13 protein-coding genes, 1 tRNA gene and 1 pseudogene are annotated in these 21,076 nt (G+C 72.0%); 7 read left to right on the top strand and 8 right to left on the bottom strand.

Features of this window, described 5'->3' with window-relative positions; genetic code table 11:
- The first annotated feature begins 232 nt into the window (after window positions 1-232).
- Together HUT16_RS27090 and HUT16_RS27085 are read left to right on the top strand one after the other, a co-directional pair.
- Window positions 233-1,126: a hypothetical protein gene (locus tag HUT16_RS27090; RefSeq protein ID WP_254898007.1), complete on the top strand. Its 894-nt coding sequence runs from the start codon at window positions 233-235 to the stop codon at window positions 1,124-1,126.
- Window positions 1,111-4,653: a DEAD/DEAH box helicase gene (locus tag HUT16_RS27085; protein WP_176190662.1), complete on the top strand. Its 3,543-nt coding sequence runs from the start codon at window positions 1,111-1,113 to the stop codon at window positions 4,651-4,653. The genes HUT16_RS27090 and HUT16_RS27085 overlap by 16 nt, the downstream gene beginning before the upstream one ends.
- Window positions 4,654-5,099: 446 nt before the next feature.
- Here the strand turns inward: HUT16_RS27085 and HUT16_RS27080 are convergent.
- The 4 genes and pseudogenes from HUT16_RS27080 to HUT16_RS27065 form a co-directional block, all read right to left on the bottom strand.
- A pseudogene (locus HUT16_RS27080) lies at window positions 5,100-6,103 on the bottom strand (IS5 family transposase).
- A 277-nt stretch (window positions 6,104-6,380) separates the two neighbouring features.
- Window positions 6,381-6,454: transfer RNA gene (locus HUT16_RS27075), tRNA-Pro, on the bottom strand.
- A gap of 135 nt (window positions 6,455-6,589) precedes the next feature.
- Window positions 6,590-7,885: an MFS transporter gene (locus HUT16_RS27070; RefSeq protein WP_176190661.1), complete on the bottom strand. Its 1,296-nt coding sequence runs from the start codon at window positions 7,883-7,885 to the stop codon at window positions 6,590-6,592.
- A 230-nt stretch (window positions 7,886-8,115) separates the two neighbouring features.
- Window positions 8,116-8,733, bottom strand: coding sequence for a TetR/AcrR family transcriptional regulator (locus HUT16_RS27065; protein ID WP_176190660.1), 618 nt, complete (start codon window positions 8,731-8,733; stop codon window positions 8,116-8,118).
- A 124-nt stretch (window positions 8,734-8,857) separates the two neighbouring features.
- On the opposite strand from HUT16_RS27065, the gene HUT16_RS27060 reads away from it, so the two are divergent.
- The gene (locus tag HUT16_RS27060; protein WP_176190659.1) at window positions 8,858-9,577 is read left to right on the top strand and encodes an SDR family oxidoreductase; all 720 of its coding nucleotides are present in this window, start codon (window positions 8,858-8,860) and stop codon (window positions 9,575-9,577) included.
- An 18-nt stretch (window positions 9,578-9,595) separates the two neighbouring features.
- On the opposite strand, the gene HUT16_RS27055 is transcribed toward HUT16_RS27060, so the two are convergent.
- A complete protein-coding gene (locus HUT16_RS27055) occupies window positions 9,596-10,159 on the bottom strand; it encodes a YbhB/YbcL family Raf kinase inhibitor-like protein (protein WP_254898006.1) in 564 nt (187 codons plus the stop codon).
- Window positions 10,160-10,468: 309 nt separating this feature from the next.
- Between HUT16_RS27055 and HUT16_RS27050 the strand changes: the two genes are divergently transcribed.
- On the top strand, window positions 10,469-11,356 hold the full coding sequence (locus tag HUT16_RS27050; RefSeq protein WP_254898005.1) for a helix-turn-helix transcriptional regulator: 888 nt from the start codon (window positions 10,469-10,471) through the stop codon (window positions 11,354-11,356).
- 153 nt (window positions 11,357-11,509) lie between these two features.
- On the opposite strand, the gene HUT16_RS27045 is transcribed toward HUT16_RS27050, so the two are convergent.
- A complete protein-coding gene (locus tag HUT16_RS27045; RefSeq protein WP_176190657.1) occupies window positions 11,510-12,208 on the bottom strand; it encodes a type 1 glutamine amidotransferase domain-containing protein in 699 nt (232 codons plus the stop codon).
- A 231-nt stretch (window positions 12,209-12,439) separates the two neighbouring features.
- Here HUT16_RS27045 and HUT16_RS27040 point away from each other — a divergent pair, with 231 nt between their 5' ends.
- Together HUT16_RS27040 and HUT16_RS27035 are read left to right on the top strand one after the other, a co-directional pair.
- Window positions 12,440-13,489: a LysR family transcriptional regulator gene (locus tag HUT16_RS27040; RefSeq protein ID WP_176190656.1), complete on the top strand. Its 1,050-nt coding sequence runs from the start codon at window positions 12,440-12,442 to the stop codon at window positions 13,487-13,489.
- 270 nt (window positions 13,490-13,759) lie between these two features.
- Complete coding sequence (locus tag HUT16_RS27035) at window positions 13,760-15,832, top strand: phosphocholine-specific phospholipase C (RefSeq protein WP_176190655.1); 2,073 nt, start codon at window positions 13,760-13,762, stop codon at window positions 15,830-15,832.
- On the opposite strand, the gene HUT16_RS27030 is transcribed toward HUT16_RS27035, so the two are convergent.
- Entirely contained in the window at window positions 15,822-17,078 is a 1,257-nt protein-coding gene (locus HUT16_RS27030) for an MFS transporter (protein WP_176190654.1), read from the bottom strand. The genes HUT16_RS27035 and HUT16_RS27030 overlap by 11 nt on opposite strands.
- Window positions 17,079-17,473: 395 nt before the next feature.
- Between HUT16_RS27030 and HUT16_RS27025 the strand changes: the two genes are divergently transcribed.
- Window positions 17,474-18,583 carry a helix-turn-helix transcriptional regulator gene (locus HUT16_RS27025; RefSeq protein ID WP_176190653.1) on the top strand — a complete coding sequence of 370 codons (1,110 nt, stop codon included), beginning with the start codon at window positions 17,474-17,476 and terminating at the stop codon, window positions 18,581-18,583.
- 75 nt (window positions 18,584-18,658) lie between these two features.
- Here the strand turns inward: HUT16_RS27025 and fusA are convergent, their stop codons facing one another.
- The gene (gene fusA / locus HUT16_RS27020; protein WP_176190652.1) at window positions 18,659-20,761 is read right to left on the bottom strand and encodes an elongation factor G; all 2,103 of its coding nucleotides are present in this window, start codon (window positions 20,759-20,761) and stop codon (window positions 18,659-18,661) included.
- Between the last annotated feature and the right edge of the window lie 315 nt (window positions 20,762-21,076).

The raw sequence follows: 21,076 nt of genomic DNA, 5'->3' as shown, positions 1-21,076 counted from the left end.
GGCCGCGCCCCTCTGAACTGTTGACTCTGCTCTCCCACGGCTGGGACCTCGACGCCACTACTCTCTGCGCCGACAGAGTCTCCGTCGAGATGGTTGATCCACGGCCCGTTCAGCCTCGCGCCGTCGATGCACGGACTGCCGGCTCCCTGAGTAGGCCGCCACCGATGCCTGACAGCTCTGGAACGGATGTTCTCCCTAAGATGTACTCCCCAGGGGGCGTGAGGAGTTTGGAGTGGCCTCTATACCGGCCTACGACGCGCAGCGGCGGGCTGATGCTGTTGGTGGGCGGCTGACTGCGTTGTTCGACCGCTCGAGCAAGGGAACCGGGCAAGTGTGTCCGTGGGAGCTGGTCGTCTTCGACGACTTGAGCGCGGAGGCACGGGCAGCGGCGGCGTGGATCGTGGCCGATTCGGTCATGAAGGATCGCACCGGCAATCAACCGGCGGCCTACAGCCTGTGGCGGCATGCCGCGCTCTCGGGAACGAAGCTGACTGGCGACGACCGCGCGGAGGTGCTCGCCTTTGCCATACCGGTGTTCAAGGCGGCGGGAGAGGAGGCGACCAACGCTCTCATCGGATATGTCGGCGAGTGGCTGTGGTACTTGACAACGCGCGAGCTCCCGCCGGAGGCCGACCGTACAATCGAAATCATCAACTCGCCGAGCGGAACGGTGACGGACAGTGGTGGTGACGGGATCGTCGTTCACCGTCTGACAGGCGCGGAGGGCGGATTCTCCTTCAGGCTATGGGAGATGAAGAAATTCACGGCCGACCCCGCGAAGTCGAGCGATGTGGGAACGACGATCCGGAACGCGTGGCGTCAGCTCGGCGCGAGCGGGGCCGAATACCTGGCGATGATGTCGTTCGCCGACAAACACCTTTCCAAGGACTCGCACGCGTTTGTCAGCACCCTAGTGCGGCAATGGGTGCAGGCAGCCCCTTCCAGCAACGCGGGGGTGAGCGTGGCACTCGACGAGGCTGCGGTCCCGCATCAGGCGTTCCACCTGTCTCACACGCACTTCACCTCGCACAGGCACGACGGCGCGATGGCAGGGCTGATTATCGGAATCGATGAACTTGGTGATTTCTCCAAGGACGTGAGGAGCTATGTGTGGAACGCACTCTAGACCTTCAGGTACTGACTCTTGCCCTTGGTGATCACAGCGGTGCGATCCTCCCAGCCCCTGCGGAGCTTCTTGCCCTCCTGACGGAGCTGGAGATCAATGCCGTGCGGGCCGGCGCAGGTGTTCCGGAGGAGGTCCTGAACACTGCGTGGCTCCTCCACGGCCTTGCCGCAGTCAGCCCTGGCGCCGCGGACTATGACCCCGCGCAGGTCCGTCACGCGTTCGCCGTCAGTGCGCACGTCCTCGACCTCGCCCTCGCCGGTGAGCACGACGATACCGAGCGTCTGAAGATCGCATTTGCCGCGCAGGCTGGCTACCGGCGATGCGAGCAGGACCCCAACGCCACTGCGGTCTACCGCACAGTCGAACGGCTCGTAACAACTGACGCAGAGCTCCCCGACCACATCGAAACCCTCGCTCTCGAGGCGGGCGTGGCCTTCCTCGGCATGGATCGCCCCAAACTCACCACGGTGCTTCGGGCTTGGCGCCACCAGCTTGCCCAACTCCGCGCACTTCTCGGCCGCCGCTTCGATCGGCCGGACACGCTGGCCGGCACCATGTACGGTCCGGCCGAGGCCGTCGTCAACGCAGTTCACCACCTCCATCAGCACCTCGCATTTGGCGACCAGAATGACCTCGACACCGCGGTGCAACTACTCGGGGATGTCGTGGCGCAGCAGACTGGTACCGGCGACTTGCTTGCGCGCTGGGTGGCCTCGCACCTACTCGAGCTCAGTGAGGACCTCTCTGACAGCAGCCTCTACCAGCTACTGCCACCAGGTACGCCGCCGGCCGTCGCCCGGACCTTCGCACTCTCAAGCCCGCCGGTGCTCACGCTGTGGCCGCCGCAGCGCAAACTGCTCGAACTCGAGCGGGGAAACCCTGTCGACCCCGCGACGACGCGTAGCCTCATCAGCGTACCCACGAGCGCAGGCAAGACGCTCATGGCACAGCTGGTGATCTGCGCGCATCTGGCGCAAGCCCGCGGCCGGGTGCTGTACGTGTCGCCGATGCGTAGCCTCGGCCGCGAGATGCGGCAAGCCCTGCGTGGGCGGCTGCGGCTGCTGGGACGGCGGCTGGCCGCCGATCTGCCGGACTTCCCCATTAGCGACAGGACATTGGGAAATCTCAACGACGACGTGGAGATCCTCACTCCCGAACGGCTGATGCACATGCTGCGCCACGATCCCGTGGAGGCCCTCGACGGCGTCGGGCTGATCGTGGTGGACGAGGCCCATCACATGGCGCAAGCCCAACGAGGCTTTGTACTGGAGGGACTGCTGGCGTTCTGCCAGGTTCACCCGGGTGCGCCGCGGCTAGTGCTGCTGTCCGCAGCCGTGGGGAACCGGGCGGCGCTGGCGTCTTGGTTGGACCCGACCCACCCGCCGGAGGAGGTGTTCTTCAGCGACACCTGGCGTGGACCGCGGCGCCTGCACGGATTGCTGTCCCCGCACTACATGCGAGATCGCGTGGAACGGACTGAGCGCAAGCCCACCAAAAGAGCCCGCGGGCGCATCAAAGCTGTAGTGCCGATGGCCCTGCGGATGGCCCTGCGCCCCACTACGGCGTCCAAACCGACGGTGCTGCTCACCCGGGAGCTCGGGCGACGATCATTCGCCGAGACGTACGAAGGGGACTGGAGCAGGGACACCTTGCTCGCAGGCGGCACCGCGAACTACCAACTGTTCGCGGCAGGCGCCGCCTACCTGACGACCAAGGGCAGCGTGCTGATGGTCGTCTCGACAAGAAAGGACGCCCGCAACACCGCACGAGCGATAGCCGATCACCTGGAAGCGCGGGCCGAGGCCGAGCCCTTGGCTGTCTACCTATCCGAAACCCTAGGGGAGGAACACCCCTTGGTGTCGTGCGCACGCAAGGGCGTCGCCTACCACCACGGCGCGCTGCCCGACGATGTCCTAGAGGCGATCGAGGACGCGTTGCGCACCGGGCAGCTCCTGGCGATCGCCAGCACCAGCACCTTGACCGACGGCGTCAACCTGCCTGTACGCACAGTCATCGTCCATCATTCAATCGACGGGGACTTCCGTACCTACGAAAGACAACGGCAGATGACCGACGCGGAGCTGCTAAACGCAGTCGGCCGGGCCGGGCGCGCAGGCCGCGAGAGCGAGGGATGGATACTTCTCACTCGACAGGTCACACCCACGACTGCCGACTTCGACCGACTCACCCCGCGCGATGACCAGCTACACGTCACCTCAGCCCTACTGGACGCCCAAGTCCTGGAACAGCTCGCTGAGGCTGAAAACAGGGTCCGAAACGACGCTGACGAGGTGCTCAAACTCGCGGGCACGCTGGTCGCGGACTTCGCCGCCTACGTGTGGTTCACGGTGGACGCCCTCGGCTCGATGCCCGCCTTGGACATCACGCCTCTCAAGGCCGTCGAGAACCTCCCCGCACTCCAGCTCGTGGAGGACCCCCAGGTACGCTCAAGGTGGCTATCGCTGGCCGAGAAGGTCGCCGCAGTTCACGCCGCGACCAACCCTGTAACCCGCAGGCGCTGGGCCACAACCGGCACCAGCCTATTCACCGCCCGCAACCTCGACGAGCTCGCCCGGTGGCTCACCTTTGAGATCCGTGCCCTGACAGCACACCATGACGAGACACAGTGGGAAGGCGACTTCGAAGGGTGGTCACTGGCACCGGACGAGTGGCCACTTCGCCGCACGCTCGACTTCCTCGCCGAGCACCGCGTCCTCGACACGCTGCTCGGTCTGCCCGAGGTTGAGGGAAACTGGAGGTTCACCGACCGGGAGCACCGGGGCAGCCCCCTGGAAGTACCAGTGAGCCAAGCAATCACCGACTGGACCTCCGGCCTGCCAATCCCTCGACTCGCACAGCGCTGGCTGCCGACCGTAGAGCGGGTGTGGGCACTGGAACAGACTGTCGACAACATCAGTCGCACCTTCGAGCACGCCTTGTCGTGGACCCTTGGTGCGCTGATCCACCTGGTCAACACGCAACTCTCCGACTTCGGTTCCCGCACCCGACTCCACCTTGAGACCGGCTGGTACTTGCGACACGGCGTCGACACAGCCCAAGCCCTGAAGCTGCTCACCTCTGGGATAACCTCGCGCCGCCTCGCCCATGCCATGGGTTCCGTAGCAGCCAGCCAGCACATCCCGTCCGCAGACATGAAGGAGTGGGTGTCCGCCTGGCAGATTGACGGCTGGCTCTCCCTGTTCCAAGCCACGCCGCGGGAGATCGATGAACTTCTGGAATACGTGCGTCAGCCACGGGATCTGATTGGCGAACTGATAGGCGGCAGAACCGTCAGCGTCGATGTTGTCCTTGACTCATGGAGGGAACCGGCCGTAGGCGAAGCCACCCTGGAGCGGCCGACCCCCGACTCGCCGACGCTCAGCGTCTTCGTCGGACCAATCCGCGCGGGATACATCCAGGTCCAGCACCAGGTCGACGTTCTCGCCGTACTCGACAGCGGGCTGCCGCTAAGTCTCTTCCTGGTGAACGGACAGCTGACTATCGCGAGGTCTCCATGGTCAGGCTGAGCGGGCCGTAAGGGCCTGTGCCGTTGGGGGTGTAGCGCTGGCCGACTTGTGACGCTGACGACTCCGGGTACACCAATTAAAGTTGCCCTTCCTAGCCTGGCGGCGGTGGCCTGGCTTCGCACGCGTAGCTGATGGCAGCAGGTGCGGGGAGGGCGAAGTCGAACGTCGCCACCTTCGCTACGGTCCCGATCTGTGGGGCCGCCGCAGGAGCAGCCACCCCGTCCAGCAGCGTTCAAGCTCTGCCACCGGCATCACGAAGCGACACAGGCCGGTATCCCTGATCGGCGCTGATCCGGTACTCCATCCCTGCAGCACGGCGCTGCGCTTGCAGCACGCTAATCGACTGCCGCAACCTCAAGACCCGCTCGCCTAGCATCTGAGCATCGGCGCTCTGGTCGAACTGCCCAAGGTCCCTCCTCCGGGCTAGGGCACGTATTTTGTTGTGATCAAGGAGTTCCCTTGGTGAGGTCCTTGATCCAGATCATTGCACCGCGAAGGTGGAGGCCTGCGAGGTAGCTTGTCGGGGTCTTGTCGTAGCGGGTGGCGATGCCTCGCCAGGCCTTCAGTTTGTTGATCAGGCGCTCGACGGTGTTACGTTCCTTGTAAAGCCCGGCGTCGTGGCCGACGGGCCGGCCACCCCTGCTGCCCTTCTTCTTCCGGTTGGCGGCTTGGTCGGCCTTCTCCGGGATGACGGCCTTGATCCGGCGTCTGCGCAGGTAGGAACGGTTGCCGCGGGACGAGTAGGCCTTGTCTCCGGCGGCCGCGCCGGGCCGAGTGCGGGGACGGCCGACGGGCCCGCGGACCCGGACCCTCTCCAGCACGGGGACGAACTGTGGGCTGTCGGCGGCCTGGCCTTCGGTCAGGGCGAAGGCCAGCGGACGGCACCTGCGCTCGCCGGCGACGTGGATTTTGCTGGTCTGCCCGCCCCGGGAGCGCCCGAGCAGCGCGGCCTTCAGTCGGAGTTTGCGTCTGCGCCGGGCACGTCGCCGCTCGTCCCGTCCCGGGTCGTTTGAGGCGTGCTGCCCGTCTTGTTCCGCCGGGCAGCCCCCTTTTGCCGGGCCTTCTCCGCCTCCTCGGCGGCCTTCTCCAGATCGGCGAGGGTGTCGGGGTCGAGGTGCATCCCGGCGGCGTCATGGTGGGCCCGCACGGTCGTGGAGTCCACGCTGACCAGCGACAGGTCCACCTCACCCCGCTTGGCTGCCTCCGCGATCGCGCCCTCCAGCAGAGCATCGAACACCCCGGCGTCCCGCCACTGCCGGAAGCGGTTGTGGACCGTCGACCAGGCGCCGAACTCGCCCGGCACCTCCCGCCACTGGCCGCCCGTCCGAAACCGCCAGATCACTCCCTCGAACTGCCGGCGCAGCCGCTCGGGGTACGGGCTGTACTCACCGACTGGCAGGTACGGCTCGATGAACTCCCACTCCGCATCCGTCAGTTGCACTCGTGTCACACAACACGGTCTAGCCGACCAGGGCCCACCACGAGGGTAGAACCTGCAAATTGATCACAACCAGATACGCGCCCTAGCAGGGCGACCCTGTAAGACACAGGCGTGACGCCGCTGCAGCAGCTTGCGGCGGCCCTGCGGCCGGCGGCTGCGGTCCCCGGCTGGTCCCTGGCAAGATAACAAAGCAGCGGCGCCACGGCCGTCAACCACCTGTTGGGCCATCAGCAAAAAGGCCGCTGACTTGGGATTTCTCCCAGCCAACGGCCTTCCGACATCACTGTCGGGACGACAGGATTTGAACCTGCGACCCCTTGACCCCCAGTCAAGTGCGCTACCAAGCTGCGCCACGTCCCGTGGTCGTCTGCCGGTGGCCCCTGCGAGCTCCTGGCTTTCTGACCTTGCCGCTGATCTCTCGGCGACGTGGAAAACAATACAGCACGTCGGGGGGTGCTCGCTGCCAGGTTTCGGGGGTGTGGCGGGTGGGTGGGGTCAGGGGGTGGGGTGGCGGGCGTCGTAGTGGAGGAAGGCGGGGCGGCGGGCGGCGAGGTAGAGGACGACGGCCACGCAGGCGAGGCCGCCGGTGAGGATGGAGAGGGCGGGGGTGGTGAGGGCGGCGACGGTGCCGGATTCGAAGTCGCCGAGGCGGGGGCCGCCGGCGACGACGACGATGAAGACGCCCTGGAGGCGGCCACGCATCTCGTCGGGGGCGGCGACCTGCATCATCGTGTTGCGGAAGATCATCGAGACGGTGTCGGCGCAGCCCGCCGCGGCGAGCAGGAGCAGGCCGAGCGGGAGGTTGCGGACGAGTCCGAAGGCGGCGATGGCCAGGCCCCAGGCGGCGACGGAGGCGAGGACGGCGACGCCGTGGCGGTGGATGCGGCCGATCCAGCCGGAGAAGAGGCCGCCGGCGAGGGCGCCGACGGCGGGGGCGGCGGCGAGCAGGCCGACGGTGCCGGCGTCGCCGCCGTAGAAGGAGAGGGCGATCGCGGGGAAGAGGGCGCGCGGCAGGCCGAAGATCATTGCGGCGAGGTCGGCGGCGAAGGAGGTGCGGAGGTTGGGCTGGCCGCGCAGGAAGCGCAGGCCGTCGAGGACGGTGGCGCGCTTGCCGGTGGTGCTCTGCGGGCGCATCGAGGGCAGGCGCCACATCGCGTAGAGGGTGGCGGCGAAGGCCGCGGTGTCGACCAGGTACGCGCTCTGCGTCCCGTACGTGGCGACGGCGACGCCGCCGAGCAGCGGGCCGACGGTCTGGCCGAGGTTCATGCCGATGGTGTTGAGGGCGTTGGCGGCGGGCAGCTGCTCCTGCGGGACGAGGCGCGGGATCATCGAGGACCTGGCGGGCGAGCTGACCGCGAAGAAGCCGCCCTGGAGCGCGACGGCGGCGTAGAGCAGGACGACGGAGCGCAGGTCCAGCAGGGCCTGGGCGGCGAGCAGCGCGGAGACCGCGGCGAGGCCGCCGGAGCCGATCAGGCCGAGCAGGCGGCGGTCGACGCGGTCGGCGATGGCGCCGCCGTACAGGCCGAAGACGACCAGCGGCACCAGGGAGCAGATTCCGACCAGGCCGGTGAGGAAGGTGGAGCCGGTGAGGTGGAAGACCTGGATGCCGACCGCGAGGGCGGTCATCTGCTGGCCGATCGAGGAGACCGTCTGCCCGAACCAGAGCCGCCGGTAGTCGGGGCTCTGGCGCAGCGGGGTGAGGTCGGCGAAGGCACCGCGGGTGAGGCGGCGCAGCCCGGTCGGGGCGGGTCGGGGCGGCGGGGACGGTCGGGAGGGGGTCTCGGTTGGCACCCCGCCATGCTCGTTCAGCCGTTCGACGATCTTGCGGGCGGGGTCCGGATGGACATCCGGGGAAACGGCGGGAAACCCTGAGAGGCCGCGGGAAACAGGGGGAAACAGCGAGAAATGGTGGGAAACAGGGGGGAATAGCGGGGAACAGGGGAATGGCGGGGACCGATCGGGCCCGCCGACCCCGGCCCCGACCCCGACGCCCCGCCCCCGCCGACCTCGGCCCCTCCCGCTCAGGCGCGCAGCAGAGTGCGGGTGAGGAGTTCGGCGAGCCCGTCGTCGAGGGGTTCGCGGGTGGCGAGCAGCCGGTACCAGAGGAGGCCGAAGGCGAGGTCGACGGCGGTGGCGGGGGTGAGGTGGGGGGCGAGCGCGCCGGCGGCGTGGGCGCGGGCGGTCAGGGTGCCGAGCGCTTCGCGGCGGGGTCGCAGCAGGGTGTGCTGGAAGCGTTCGCCGAAGGCCGGGTCGATCTGGGCCTCGGCCATCAGTGCGCGCAGCGCGTCGGTGGTGGGTGGGGTGGCGGCGGCGAACGTGGCGGCGAGGAAGGCGTGCAGGTCGGCGGCGTGGTCGCCGGTGTCGGGCAGCGGGATGTTCCGGCGGGCGTGCGCGGTGACGGCTTCGAGCAGGACGTCCGCCTTGCCGGGCCACCAGCGGTAGAGGGTCTGCTTGCCGGTGCCGGCCCGGGCGGCGATGCCCTCGACGGTGAGGCGGGCGTAACCGGCCTCACCGAGCAGCTCGTACGCGGCGGCGAGGATCGCGCGGCGGCTCTCCTCACTGCGACGGCGCCCCGGCCGTACGGGAGTTGACGTCTCGTCGGCCGGCCCGTCCGGCTCCTGGTTCGCTTGCTCGATCACGGAAGCCACGCTACCTTAATTCGAGACGAGACGTCGCGGTTCGAAATTGCGAGTCGGCGCCCTGTCTTGATCGACGACTCGCACAACGCCATGCACAACGGAACGCACAGGGGAGAGAGCACGGATGAGTGAGCGCATCGCACTGGTCGTCGGCGGCACCTCGGGGATCGGGCTGGCCACCGCCCGCCAACTGCGCGCCAAGGGAGCCGTGGTGCACGTGGCGGGCCGGAGCAAGGAGCGGTTGGAGGCGCTGGCGGTGAGCGACCCGGAGCTGATCGGGCACCGGGCGGACGGCGGCGACCGCGAGCAGATCGCCGAAGTCCTGGGCACCATCGGCAGGTTGGACTGGCTGGTGGTCGCACTGAGCGGCGCCGAGGGTGCCGGGCCGTTCGCCGAACTCGACCTCGGCGCCCTGCGCGGCGCCTTCGAGGCCAAGTTCTGGGGGCAGTTGACGACGGTGCAGGCCGCGCTGCCGCACCTGGCCGAGGACGGATCGGTCACGCTGGTCACCGCGATCTCGGCCCGCACCGGCATGCCGGGCACCGCCGGGCTGGCGGCGGTGAACGGGGCGCTGGAGGCGATGATCCGGCCGCTGGCCGTGGAGTTGGCCCCGCGCCGGATCAACGCCGTCTCCCCCGGCCTGGTCGACACCCCGTGGTGGAACGGCCTGCCGCAGGAGGCCCGGGAGGCCTACTTCGCCCAGGCCGCCGCCCAGTTGCCGGTCCGCCGGATCGCCTCCGCGGCGGACGTGGCCGAGGCGGTCGCGTTCGCCGCGACCAACCGCAACCTCACCGGCACCGTCCTGGAGAGCGACGGCGGCCTGCGCCTCGTCACCCTCAACTGACGTGCGGGGCAGGCCGGTTCATCGGGCGGCCAGCGCCGTGGTCTCCGCGTAGCCGATGACGTGGCCGCCCATCGTGAACGTGGTGACGGTCGGCGGCGTGGCGGCGGGCAGCGCCAGACTCGCGGTGTCCAGGGCGTAGACGGTGATCCGGTAGCGGTGCGCGTGGTCGCCGACCGGCGGGCAGGGGCCCAAGTAGCCTTCCGCACCAGCCGCGTTGGCACCGGCCACCGCGCCGGCCGGCAGGGTCTCCCGCAGGCCGGTGGTGCCGGCCGGTACGTCCCAGACCAGCCAGTGCCAGAAACCGGAGCCGGTCGGCGCGTCCGGGTCGAACATGGTGACGGCGAAGCTCTTGGTGCCGGCCGGGGCCCCGCGCCAGTCCAGCCGCAGCGGCTGGTTGCCGCCGTCGCAGCCGAACGAGTTGGCCCAGTGCTCCGGCGAGAAGCGGCCGCCGGCCAGGTCGGGGCTGGTCACGGTGAACCGGTGCGCCCCGGTCGGAATGCCGGAGCGGACCGAGATCCGGCCGAAGTCCTTCGCCTCCCCGCGCACCTCGGCGCTCGAATCACCGGCCCCCAGCAGCGTCAACGCGGTGGCGGCGGACAGCAGGACGGCCGCGATCCGGGACGGGCGCGACCGCAGAACGGCAGCGGCGGCAGAGGTCGCAGCGGCGGCAGAGGCAGCAGAGGCGGTAGAAACCTCAGAGGCAGCAGAGGAAGGAGTGGTGCGGGCGGAACGTGACATGGCGCGGATCTCCCAGCCGGTCGTCGAATCTGGTGTGCGAGACCCAACCCTCGTCCTGCGCCCACCACTTGGGGAGGTCCTCCGGATGGTGGCACTCGGCGTACCAGGCTCGGCGCTGGACGGCCCGCCCGGTCCGCGCCGATGATCGGGAACATGACCGAGCGCGTACCGCCCCGACAGGCCGAACTGGCCGCCTTCCTCCGGGCGAAGCGCGCCCGCCTGCAGCCCGAGGAGGCCGGGCTGCCGCGCGGACCGCGCCGCCGCACCCCGGGGCTGCGCCGCCAGGAGGTCGCCCAGCTCGCCGCCGTCAGCGTGGAGTGGTACGTCCGCCTGGAGCAGGGCCGGGTCGGCACCCCGGGCACCGCCGTCCTGGACGCGATCGCCGAGGCGCTGCGCCTCACCCCGGACGAGCACCGGCACCTGCACCTGCTCGCCCGCGGGGAGACCCCCGTCCTCCCCGCGGACGGCCCGCGGCAGCCCGAGATCCGCGCGTCGCTGCGCCAACTCCTGGACGGGATGCCGCTGTTCCCCGCCTACCTGATCGACCACCGACTGGACGTGCTGGCCCACAACGCGGCCGCCCGGGCCCTGTTCGGCCCGGCGTTCGGCACCGGCGCGGCCGACAACACCGCCCGGATGCTCTTCCTCGACCCGGCCACCCGCGCCACCCAGCTCGACTGGGCCCGGGTCGCCCGCGAGATGGTCGGCCACCTCCGTACCGCCGCCGCCCGCCACCCGGACGACCCCCGGCTGGCCGCCGTTCTCGCCGAACTGCGCGCCCACAGCTCCGAGTTCACCCTCTGGTGGGACGACCACACCGTCCTGGAGCGCTCCTCCGGCACCAAGCGCGTCCAGCACCCCGAGGCCGGCCGCCTGCTGCTCCACTACGACATCCTCACCACCGGCCCCCACCACCTCTTCACCCTCACCCCCGCCGACCCCGCCACCGACCGCGCCCTGCGCCACCTGGTCACCGCCCACACTGCCACCCGCACCACCGCGACGGCGGACGCGACCATCCACCCGATCACCGCGGCCTGAGCGCCGCGCCCCGCGCGCCACCGCCGGGCGCCGCGGCCCGAGCGCCTCCGCCTCGGCAGCGCGGCCCGAGCAGCCCAGCTGCCCGACCGGCTGCCGACGGCGGACAGCAGGCGCCCGGCCGCGGACGGTGTACCGACTCGGCGCGGGCCGGTCTCAGCCCAGCTGCTTGAGCAGCTCCTGGGCCAGCGGGGCCGAGGAGGCCGGGTTCTGGCCGGTGATGAGGTTGCCGTCGACGACGACGTGCGGGGTCCAGGGGGCGGTGGGGTCGACGGTGAGGCCGGCCTCGGCGAGGCGGGTCTGGAGGAGCCAGGGGGCGCGGTCGGCGAAGCCCGCCAGGGTCTCCTCGGCGTCGGTGAAGGCGGCGACGCGGCGGCCGGCGAAGGCGTTGCGGCCGGTGGCGGGGTCGACGGCGGCGAGCAGCGCGGCGGGGCCGTGGCAGACCACGGCGAGCGGCTTGCCGGAGGCGAGGGCCCGGGTGAGCAGGCGGCCGGAGTCGGCGTCCCGGGCGAGGTCCTCCATCGGGCCGTGGCCGCCGGGGTAGAGGACGGCGTCGTAGTCGTCGAGGTCGACGTCGGCGATGGCCAACGGGTGGTCGAGCGCGGTCATCCCGGCCAGCGTGTCGGCGATGTCGCGGGCTCCCTCGGCGCCGCCGTTGGCGTCGGGCCCGAGGCTGGCCGGGTCGACGGGCGGGACGACGCCGCCGGGGGTGGCGACGACGATCTGGTGGCCGGCGGCGTGCAGGGCGCGGTACGGGGTGGCGGCCTCCTCGGCCCAGTAGCCGGTGGGGTGCTTGGTGCCGTCGGTGAGCGTCCAGTGGTCGGCGCCGGTCATCACGAACAGGATCTTCGACATCTCGGGTTCCTCCGGGTGGGCTGCGTCGTGGTGGTGCCCCGACCGTAGACCGGCTCAGCCATCGGTATCCAATAGGCCAGCCGATGGGAGCGATCGGTTCTCCGATGCCTCCGGCCGCCCGTCCGGCCGGTACGCTCGCCCGGCAGAAGCCCGCCCGAGGGCGGCCGACCCGGGGAGGACCGACCGGGCGAGGCCGGCCCGCGGGAGACCAGCCCCCTGGAGGCCCGCCCGATGGACGCTCCCCCGCCGCACCCCGCCACCGAGCCGCCACGCCCCACCACCGAACGACCACGCCCCACCGCCGAACGACCGCACCTCGCCACCGAACGACCGCACCCCACCGCCGAGCGGCCGGACCTCAACCAGCTGCGCACCTTCCTCGCGGTGTACCGCCTGGGCTCGTTCACCGCGGCCGCCCGCCGGCTCGGCCTGTCCCAATCGACGGTGACCGCCCAGGTCCGCGCGCTGGAGCGGCGCCACGGGCGGGAGCTGTTCGAGCGGCAGGCCCGCGGCGCGGCGGCACTGCCCGCGGCGGACGAGCTGGCGGCCCGGGTCGCCGAGCCGCTGGACCGGCTGGCCGACGCGACGGAGCACCGCCCGGCGGCCGAGCCGGTGCACCTGGCCGGGCCGGCGGAGCTGCTCGGCACGCTGGTGCTGCCCGCGCTCGCCCCGCTGGTCGCGTCCGGGGTGCGGCTGCGGGTGGCCACCGGGCTGACCGATCCGCTGCTGGACGAACTCCGGTCCGGGCGGCACGACTTGGTGATCGCCACCCGCCGCCCGACCGGCCGGGCGCTGAGCGCCGTACCGCTCGCCGACGAGGAGTTCGTCCTGGTCGCCGCACCCGGCTGGCCGGACCGCCCGCCCACCTCGGCACCGGGCCCGGGCCCGGACCAGAGCCCAACCGGCCCGGCAGACCCGGCGGACCCGGCGGACCTGGCCGAGGCGCTCCCCCGGCTGCCGCTGGTCAGCTACGCCGAGGACCTGCCGATCGTCCGCCGCTACTGGCGGCACGTCTTCGGCCGTCGGCTGCACGCCCGGGCCGCCGTCACGATGCCCGACCTGCGGGCGGTGCGGGCGGCGGTGGCGGCCGGCGCGGGCTGGAGCGTGCTGCCCGGGTACCTGTGCCGGGAGGAGTTGGCGACCGGCGCGCTCGTCCCGCTACTGCTGCCGGAGGACCCGCCGATCAACACCGCGTACCTGGTGCACCGCCCGGAGGCCGCCCCGAACCCGCACCTGGCCCTCGTCCGGGAGCAGTTGCTGGCCGCCGCCCGCCACTGGTGACCCGGCCGCACCGAGCCACCCCGCACCGAGCCACCCCGCACCGCACCACACAGCACCGCACAGCACAGCACCGCACCGAGCCACGCCCGAGCCCGAACCCGCCTTGTCCACACAACTTCCGGCCAAACCGGGCGTACTTGTCCGGACAACTCAAGGCGTTCGCCCGACGTACGCCGGTCGGCCACGAGCGGGACGACGGGCGGTACCCCGGGCGCGCTGTCCTGGGGGACGCCCTCCGTCCGCCCCTCATCCGTAGAGGTCGTGTCCCCCATGGCTGCTGAACCGTTCGAACCGAACCGGCGTCGTTTCCTCCAACTGGCGGGCGCGAGCCTGGCGTTCTCGTCGCTGGCGCCCAGCATCGCGCGAGCCGCCGCAATCGCCCCGCAGGGCACCACGGGCACCATCCAGGACGTGCAGCACATCGTGGTGCTGATGCAGGAGAACCGGTCCTTCGACCACTACTTCGGCGCGATGAAGGGCGTGCGCGGCTTCGGCGACCCGCGGCCGGTGACGCTGCCGAGCGGGAAGCCGGTCTGGTACCAGGCGAACAGCGCGAAGAAGGAGATCCTGCCGTTCCGGCCGCAGGTGAACGACCTCGGGATGCAGTTCGTCCAGGACCTCAACCACGACTGGGCGGGCGGCCACAAGGCGTTCAACAGCGGCAAGTACGACCAGTGGGTCCCGGCCAAGACGGCCACCACGATGGCGTACCTGACCCGGCAGGACATCCCGTTCCACTACGCGCTGGCCGACGCGTTCACGCTGTGCGACGCCTACCACTGCTCGTTCATCGGCTCCACCGATCCGAACCGCTACTACCTGTGGACGGGCTACACCGGCAACGACGCGACCGGCGGCGGGCCGGTGCTGGGCAACCAGGAGGCGGGCTACTCCTGGACGACCTACCCGGAACGGCTGGAGGCCGCCGGTGTCTCCTGGCGGATCTACCAGGACGTCGGCGACGGCCTGAACGCGGCCGGGTCCTGGGGCTGGATCAGCGACGCCCACCGCGGCAACTACGGTGACAACTCGCTGCTGTACTTCAACAACTACCGCACCGCGCAGCCCGGTTCGGCGCTGTACGAGAAGGCCCGCACCGGCACGAACGCCAAGGCCGGCGACGGCCTGTTCGACCAGCTGCGGCGCGACGTCGCGGCCGGGACGCTGCCGCAGGTCTCCTGGATCGTCGCCCCCGAGGCGTACACCGAGCATCCCAACTGGCCCGCCAACTACGGCGCCTGGTACGTCTCGCAGGTGCTGGACGCGCTCACCTCGAACCCGGACGTCTGGGCCCGCACCGCGCTGTTCATCACCTACGACGAGAACGACGGCTTCTTCGACCACGTGGTGCCGCCGTTCCCGCCCGCCTCCGCCAACCAGGGCCTGTCCACCGTCGCCACCGGCGCCGACTACTTCGCGGGCAACGCGAGTTACGCGGCCGGACCGTACGGTCTCGGGCAGCGGGTGCCGATGCTGGTGGTCTCGCCGTGGAGCACCGGCGGCTACACCTGCTCGGAGACCTTCGACCACACCTCGATCATCCGCTTCATCGAGCGGCGCTTCGGCGTCGCCGAACCGCACATCTCGCCCTGGCGGCGCGCCGTCTGCGGCGACCTCACCTCGGCCTTCGACTTCACCGCGAGCAACACCGCCCCGGCCGCGCTGCCGTCCACCGCCGGCTACCTGCCCGCCGACCACGACCGGCACCCCGACTACGTCCCGGCCCCGCCCGCGACCGGCACCATGCCGCGGCAGGAGGCCGGGTCCAAGCCCACCCGTCCGCTCAAGTACGCGCCGTACGTGGACGGTTCGGCCGACGTCTCGACCGGCAAGTACGCCCTCGCGTTCAGCGGCGGGCCGGCCGCGGGCGCCCAGTTCCTGGTCACCTCGGCGAACCGCACCGACGGCCCGTGGACGTACACCGCCGAGGCCGGCAAGTCCCTCTCCGATGCCTGGAACACCGCGTACTCCGGCGGCGTCACCGACCTCACCGTGTTCGGCCCGAACGGTTTCCTGCGCCGCTTCCGCAACCCCGGCAAGACCGCGGGCCCCGAGGTCACCGCCCGCCACGACGCCGCCACCGGCAACCTCGTCCTGACCTTCACCAACCCGGCCGGCGCCGATGCCGTCCTCACCGTCACCAACGCCTACGCGGGCTCCCCGCGGACCGTCACCGTCCGCAAGGGCGCGACCGCCATCCTCACCGTCGACCTCTCCACCTGCCGCCACTGGTACGACCTCACCGTCACCTCCGACCGGAGCGCCGACTTCGTCCGCCGCCTGGCCGGCCACGTCGAGACCGGCGCCCCGTCCCTCTCCGACCCGGGCCTGCTCACCTACTGACGCCCGGGGCCCCCTGGTCGCCGCCCGAGCCCGGCCGCCGCCCGACGGCGCGGAAGCCGAGACCGCCGGCGGCGACCAGGGCGGCGAGCAGGGACCAGAAGAGCGTGCCGTGGTGCTCGATCAGGGTGCCGACCAGCAGCGGGCCGCTGATCGCGGAGACCGCCCAGGCCAGGTTGACCAGGGCCAGGAAGCGGCCGCGCGCGGCGGCCGGGGCCGCGGTCGCCGCTATCGCGGTGCAGGCGGGGCCCGCCAGGACCTGGCCCGCGGTGAACAGCAGCACCGCGCCGAACACCGACCAGGCCCGCCCTCCGCCGAGCGCCAGCACGGCGATCGCCCCGGCCATCAGCGCGGACGCCCAACCCACCACCCTAGTACGGGAGAAGGCCACCAGCCGGGCGGTCGTCGCGGACTGCACCAGCACGATCACCACGGCGTTCAGGGTCAGCGCGGTGGACGGCACCCAGGCCGGCAGCCCGGCCACCTTCACCAGGTACACCGGCAGCACGACGGTGGGGATCAGCCAGCCGAACCCGAGCGCGGCCTGCGCCGCCAGCAGCCCCAGCAGCCGCCGTTCACGCAGCAGCACGCCCCACCCCGGGGCGTCCTGCGGCACAGAACTCCCGCTCGAACGCCCGGCACGCGGACCAGGACGCGGTCCCGAACGCCCGGCACCCGACTTCGGACGCGGCTTCGGACGCGAGTCCGGACGCGGGTGCGGACGCGCGCCCGGCGCGAGCAGCAGGACGGCCGCCGCCACGCTGGTGGCCGCGTTCACGGCGACCACCGCCACCGCCGCGCCCGGCCAGCCGGTGCCCAGCAGCAGGCCACCGGCCGCGCCGCCCAGGCCGGCGGCGGCGTTGGTACCGGCCGTGGTGAACGCGTACCAGCGGTCCAGTTCGGCGCCCTCGGCCAGGTCCGCGACGAAGCCCGGCCAGGCGGCGAAGTACAGCCGTTCCGCGGAGAGCACCACCAGCATCGCGGCGACCAGCCCGACCAGCGAGTCGACCAGCAGGTAGCCGAGGTAACCGGCCGCCGCCAGCAGGTTGTTGACGATCAGCGAGGTACGCGCGCCCCAGCGGTCGACCAGCGCGCCGGCCAGCGGAGCGACCGGCAGCGACAGCAGGGTGGCCAGCGAACTGCCGAACCCGACCTGGGCGACGGTCAGTTCGGTGGTGAGCACGAAGAACAGGAAGGACAGCGGCACGAACATGCCGACCCCGAACGCGTCGAGCACGGTCGCCGCCACGATCCGCCGGTGCCCGGTCAGGTCCGGCACCCCGAGCCCGGCCCGCCACCGCGAGACCCGGGCCGGACCGGACGGAGGGGACGGAGGGGAGGAAACGGGAGGAGCGGAGGGAACAGAAGGAGCGGCAGCGGGAGAGGGCGATGGGGCGGTGACGGGGAGCGTGTGGGCCATGCCCACCACCTTCGGCGACCCGCTCGCCCGCCCACCAGAGCGGACGGTGTCCGAACCCTGCACTGCCGGTTCCGGCCACGGCCACGGCCGGGGCCCGCACCCTTTGACACCGGACGCTCCAATGGTCTAGACCTACCCCAGACTGGTCGAACGGGCGGGTGGAGGAGCGGCGGCGATGCACACGGTGACCTGCTCCGGCCGCCGCACCCCGGGCGTCCACTGAGATGCCCGTCGCCCTCCAGGCGTTCGGCCTGAGCGACCCGGCCGCCAAGCTGTACCGCGAACTGCTGCGCACCCCCGGCGCGACGGACGCCGAGCTGACCGCCCGCCTCGGCCTGGCAGCGGAGCAACTGCACTCCTCCCGGAGCGAGTTGACCGGCCTCGGACTGCTCCGGCCGTCCTGGGGCGACCCGGCGGCCCTGCACCCGGTGGTGCCGGAACTCGGACTGGCCGCGCTGCTGGCCCGCCGCGAGGCCGAACTGCTGTCCCAGCGGCAGGAGTTCGAACAGGCCCAGGCCGCGTTCGGCCAACTGCGCGCCGAGGCCGAGGCCGAACGCCGACACACCCGCACCGAGTACCTGATCGGCCCGGACGCGATCCGCGACCGGCTGGCCGAACTCGGCGCGGGCACCACCTCCCAGGTGCTGGTCCTCTCCCCCGCCACCGAACCGACCGCCGCACCGGCCACCGTGCCCGCCACCGAACCGACCGCCGCACCGACCACCGCACCCGCCACCGAACCGACCACCGCGCCCGCCACCGCACCGACCGGCAGGCCGGGCCACGGACCCGCGGGCACCCCGGCCGACGCCCTGCTCGACGAGTCGCTCTGCGCCGAACTGCTGCACCGCGGAGTCGAGTTGCGCACCCTGTTCGTCGACGCGGTGCGCCGCCACCCGCCCGTCGTGGAGTACGCCCGCCGCCTGGTCGGACTCGGCGGCTCGGTGCGCACCGTGGCCGCGCTGCCACTGCGCATGGTGGTGCTGGACCGGGAGACCGCCCTGCTGCCGCTCGACCCGGAGCGCGCGGACACCGCCACCGTGCTGCACGGCCGCGGGCCGGTCGCCGCGCTGTGCGCGCTGTTCGACGGGCTGTGGCACAGCGCCGCCCCGCTCTGCCACCCCAGGGGGCGTGACCCGAACGGCATGACGGCGCAGCACTACGCGCTGCTGCGGATCCTCCAGCAGGGCGACACCGACGTGGTCGCGGCCCGGAAGCTCGGCGTCTCCGAGCGGACCGTCCGGCGGCTGGCCGCCGAGGCGATGGAGGTGCTGGGCGCCCGCAGCCGCTTCCAGGCCGGGGCCCGGGCCACCGAACGCGGCTGGCTGCGCTGACCCGGACGACCGGCACGACCCCGGCCCCGCCCCGCCCCCGCCGAGAGGCGGAAGGGCGGGACGGGGCCGCGTCCGCTACTGCTGCGCCCGCGGTGCCGGGGCGTACCCGGCGGGCCGGGTGGTGAACGTGCCCCGGCCCTGGGTGCGGCCGCGCAGGGCGCCCGCATAGCCGAAGAGTTCGGCCAGCGGGACGGTGGCCGTCAGCACCGCGCTGCCGCCGCGCGGCTCGGAGCCGTGCACCCGGCCGCGGCGGGCGGACAGGTCGCCGAGGACGCCGCCGACGCCGTCCGGCGGCACCGTCGCGGTGAGTTCCACGACGGGCTCCAGCAACAGCGGGCCGCCGCGCCGCAGCGCCTCGCGCAGGGCGAGCCGTCCGGCGGTGCGGAACGCCAGGTCGGAGGAGTCCTTGACGTGGGTCGCCCCGTCGGTGAGGGTGACCCGGACGCCGGTGACCGGGTGGCCGAGCGGGCCGTCCGCGAGGGCGTCCCGGCAGCCCGCCTCGACGGCCTGCACGAACTCCTGCGGCACCCGGCCGCCGGTGACGGTGGAGCGGAACTCGAAGCCGTCCGTACCGGGTTCGCCGAGCGGGTCGACGTCGACCACGATGTGCGCGAACTGGCCGGAGCCGCCGTCCTGTTTGACGTGCCGCAGGACGAGGCCGGACACCGCCGTGGCGAGGGTCTCCCGGTAGGCGACCTCCGGCCGTCCGACGGTGACCTCCAGCCCGGCCCGGCGCAGCTTCTCCACCGCGACCTCCAGGTGCAGTTCGCCCATCCCGGACAGCGTGCGCTGCCCGCTCTCCGGGTCGCTGCGGACGACCAGCGACGGGTCCTCCTCGGTGATCCGGGCCAGCGCGACGGCCAGCCGGTCGGTGTCCACCGAGCGGCGGGCCTCGACCGCGACGGTCACCACCGGGTCGGCGGCGGCGGCCGGTTCGAGCACCAGCGGGGCGTGCGGGGCGCACAGCGTGGTGCCGACCTTGGCGCCCTTCGCGCCGATCACGGCGACGATGTCGCCGGCCACCGCGGTGTCGGTCTCGCTGTGCCGGTCGGCCTGCACCCGCAGGATCCGGCCGATCCGTTCGGTGCGGCCGGTGCGCGCGTCGAGCACGGTGTCCCCCTTCCGTAGGGTGCCGGAGTAGATCCGCAGGCTGCTGAGCCGGCCGGTGGTGCTCGCGGAGACCTTGAACACCAGTGCCGAGAAAGGCTGTTGTGCTTCGGCGGCGCGTTCCTGCGGGGCGCCCTCGAACTCCCCGCGCACCGGCGGGACGTCCAGCGGCGACGGCAGGTACGCGGTCACCGCGTCCAGCAGCGGTTCGACGCCGCGGTTGCGGTACGCCGAGCCGCACAGCACCACCACCGCCTGTCCGCTGCCGGTGAGTTGGCGCAGCGCAGCGGTGAGCGTGCCGACCGCGAGGGTGCCGGTGGCGCAGTACTCCTCCAGCGCGGCGGGGTGCAGTTCGGCCACCGCCTCGGCCAGCGCCTGGCGACGCCGGGCCGCTTCGGCCGCCAACTCCTCGGGGACGTCGACGACTTGGTAGCCGTCGCCGGGCTCGGCGTCGTCCGGCCAGGTCAGCGCGCGCAGCCCGACCAGGTCGACCACGCCCACGAACCCGCCCTCCCGGCCGATCGGCAACTGCACGGCCAGCGGGGCGGGGTGGAGCCGGTCCCGGATGGAGGCGACGGCGGCGTCCAGGTCGGCGCCGGGCCGGTCCATCTTGTTGACGAACGCGATCCGCGGCACGCCGTGCCGGTCGGCCTGCCGCCACACCGACTCGCTCTGCGGCTCGACGCCCGCGACCGCGTCGAACACGGCCACCGCGCCGTCCAGCACGCGCAGCGAACGTTCCACCTCGTCGGCGAAGTCGACGTGGCCGGGGGTGTCGATCAGGTTGAGCAGGTGGCCGTCCCACCGGCAGCTGACGGCCGCGGCGAAGATGGTGATGCCGCGGTCGCGCTCCTGCGGGTCGAAGTCGGTGACGGTGGTGCCGTCGTGGACCTCGCCGCGCTTGTGGGTCTCGCCGGTCAGGAAGAGGATCCGCTCGGTGACGGTGGTCTTGCCCGCGTCCACGTGGGCCAGGATGCCCAGGTTGCGGACCGCGGCGACGGCAGCGGCGGAGGCGGCAGCGGTGGAGGCGGCGGTGGCGGTGGGGACGGTGGTGACGAGGTCGGTGCGCATGGCGGCCCGGGCCCTTCGGAGTTCGTTCCTGGAATCGGCAGCGCGATTCACGGCACCACGGGGGACGCCCACCGGCCCGGTGCACACCCGTGCGGCGCCCACCGCGCCCACCGCGCCGGACGGGCCGACGGGCGGGCAGGTGGAACGGGTGGTCAACGAGGGCAAAAAGGCAGGGAGTTCGTGGTTCCTACCGGCACCGGCCGCGCAGCGGGCACCGGCCCGCCCGGGACACCAGGATCACCTCGAACCGCGACGGGGGAACGACAGCAGCGGTGCCACGCACGACCGGTCCCTCCCTCTCCACTCACGTCACGG

Origin of the sequence: Kitasatospora sp. NA04385, from assembly GCF_013364235.1 — a bacterium.
Classification (GTDB): domain Bacteria; phylum Actinomycetota; class Actinomycetes; order Streptomycetales; family Streptomycetaceae; genus Kitasatospora.
This window is presented reverse-complemented; position numbering and strand designations above follow the sequence as displayed.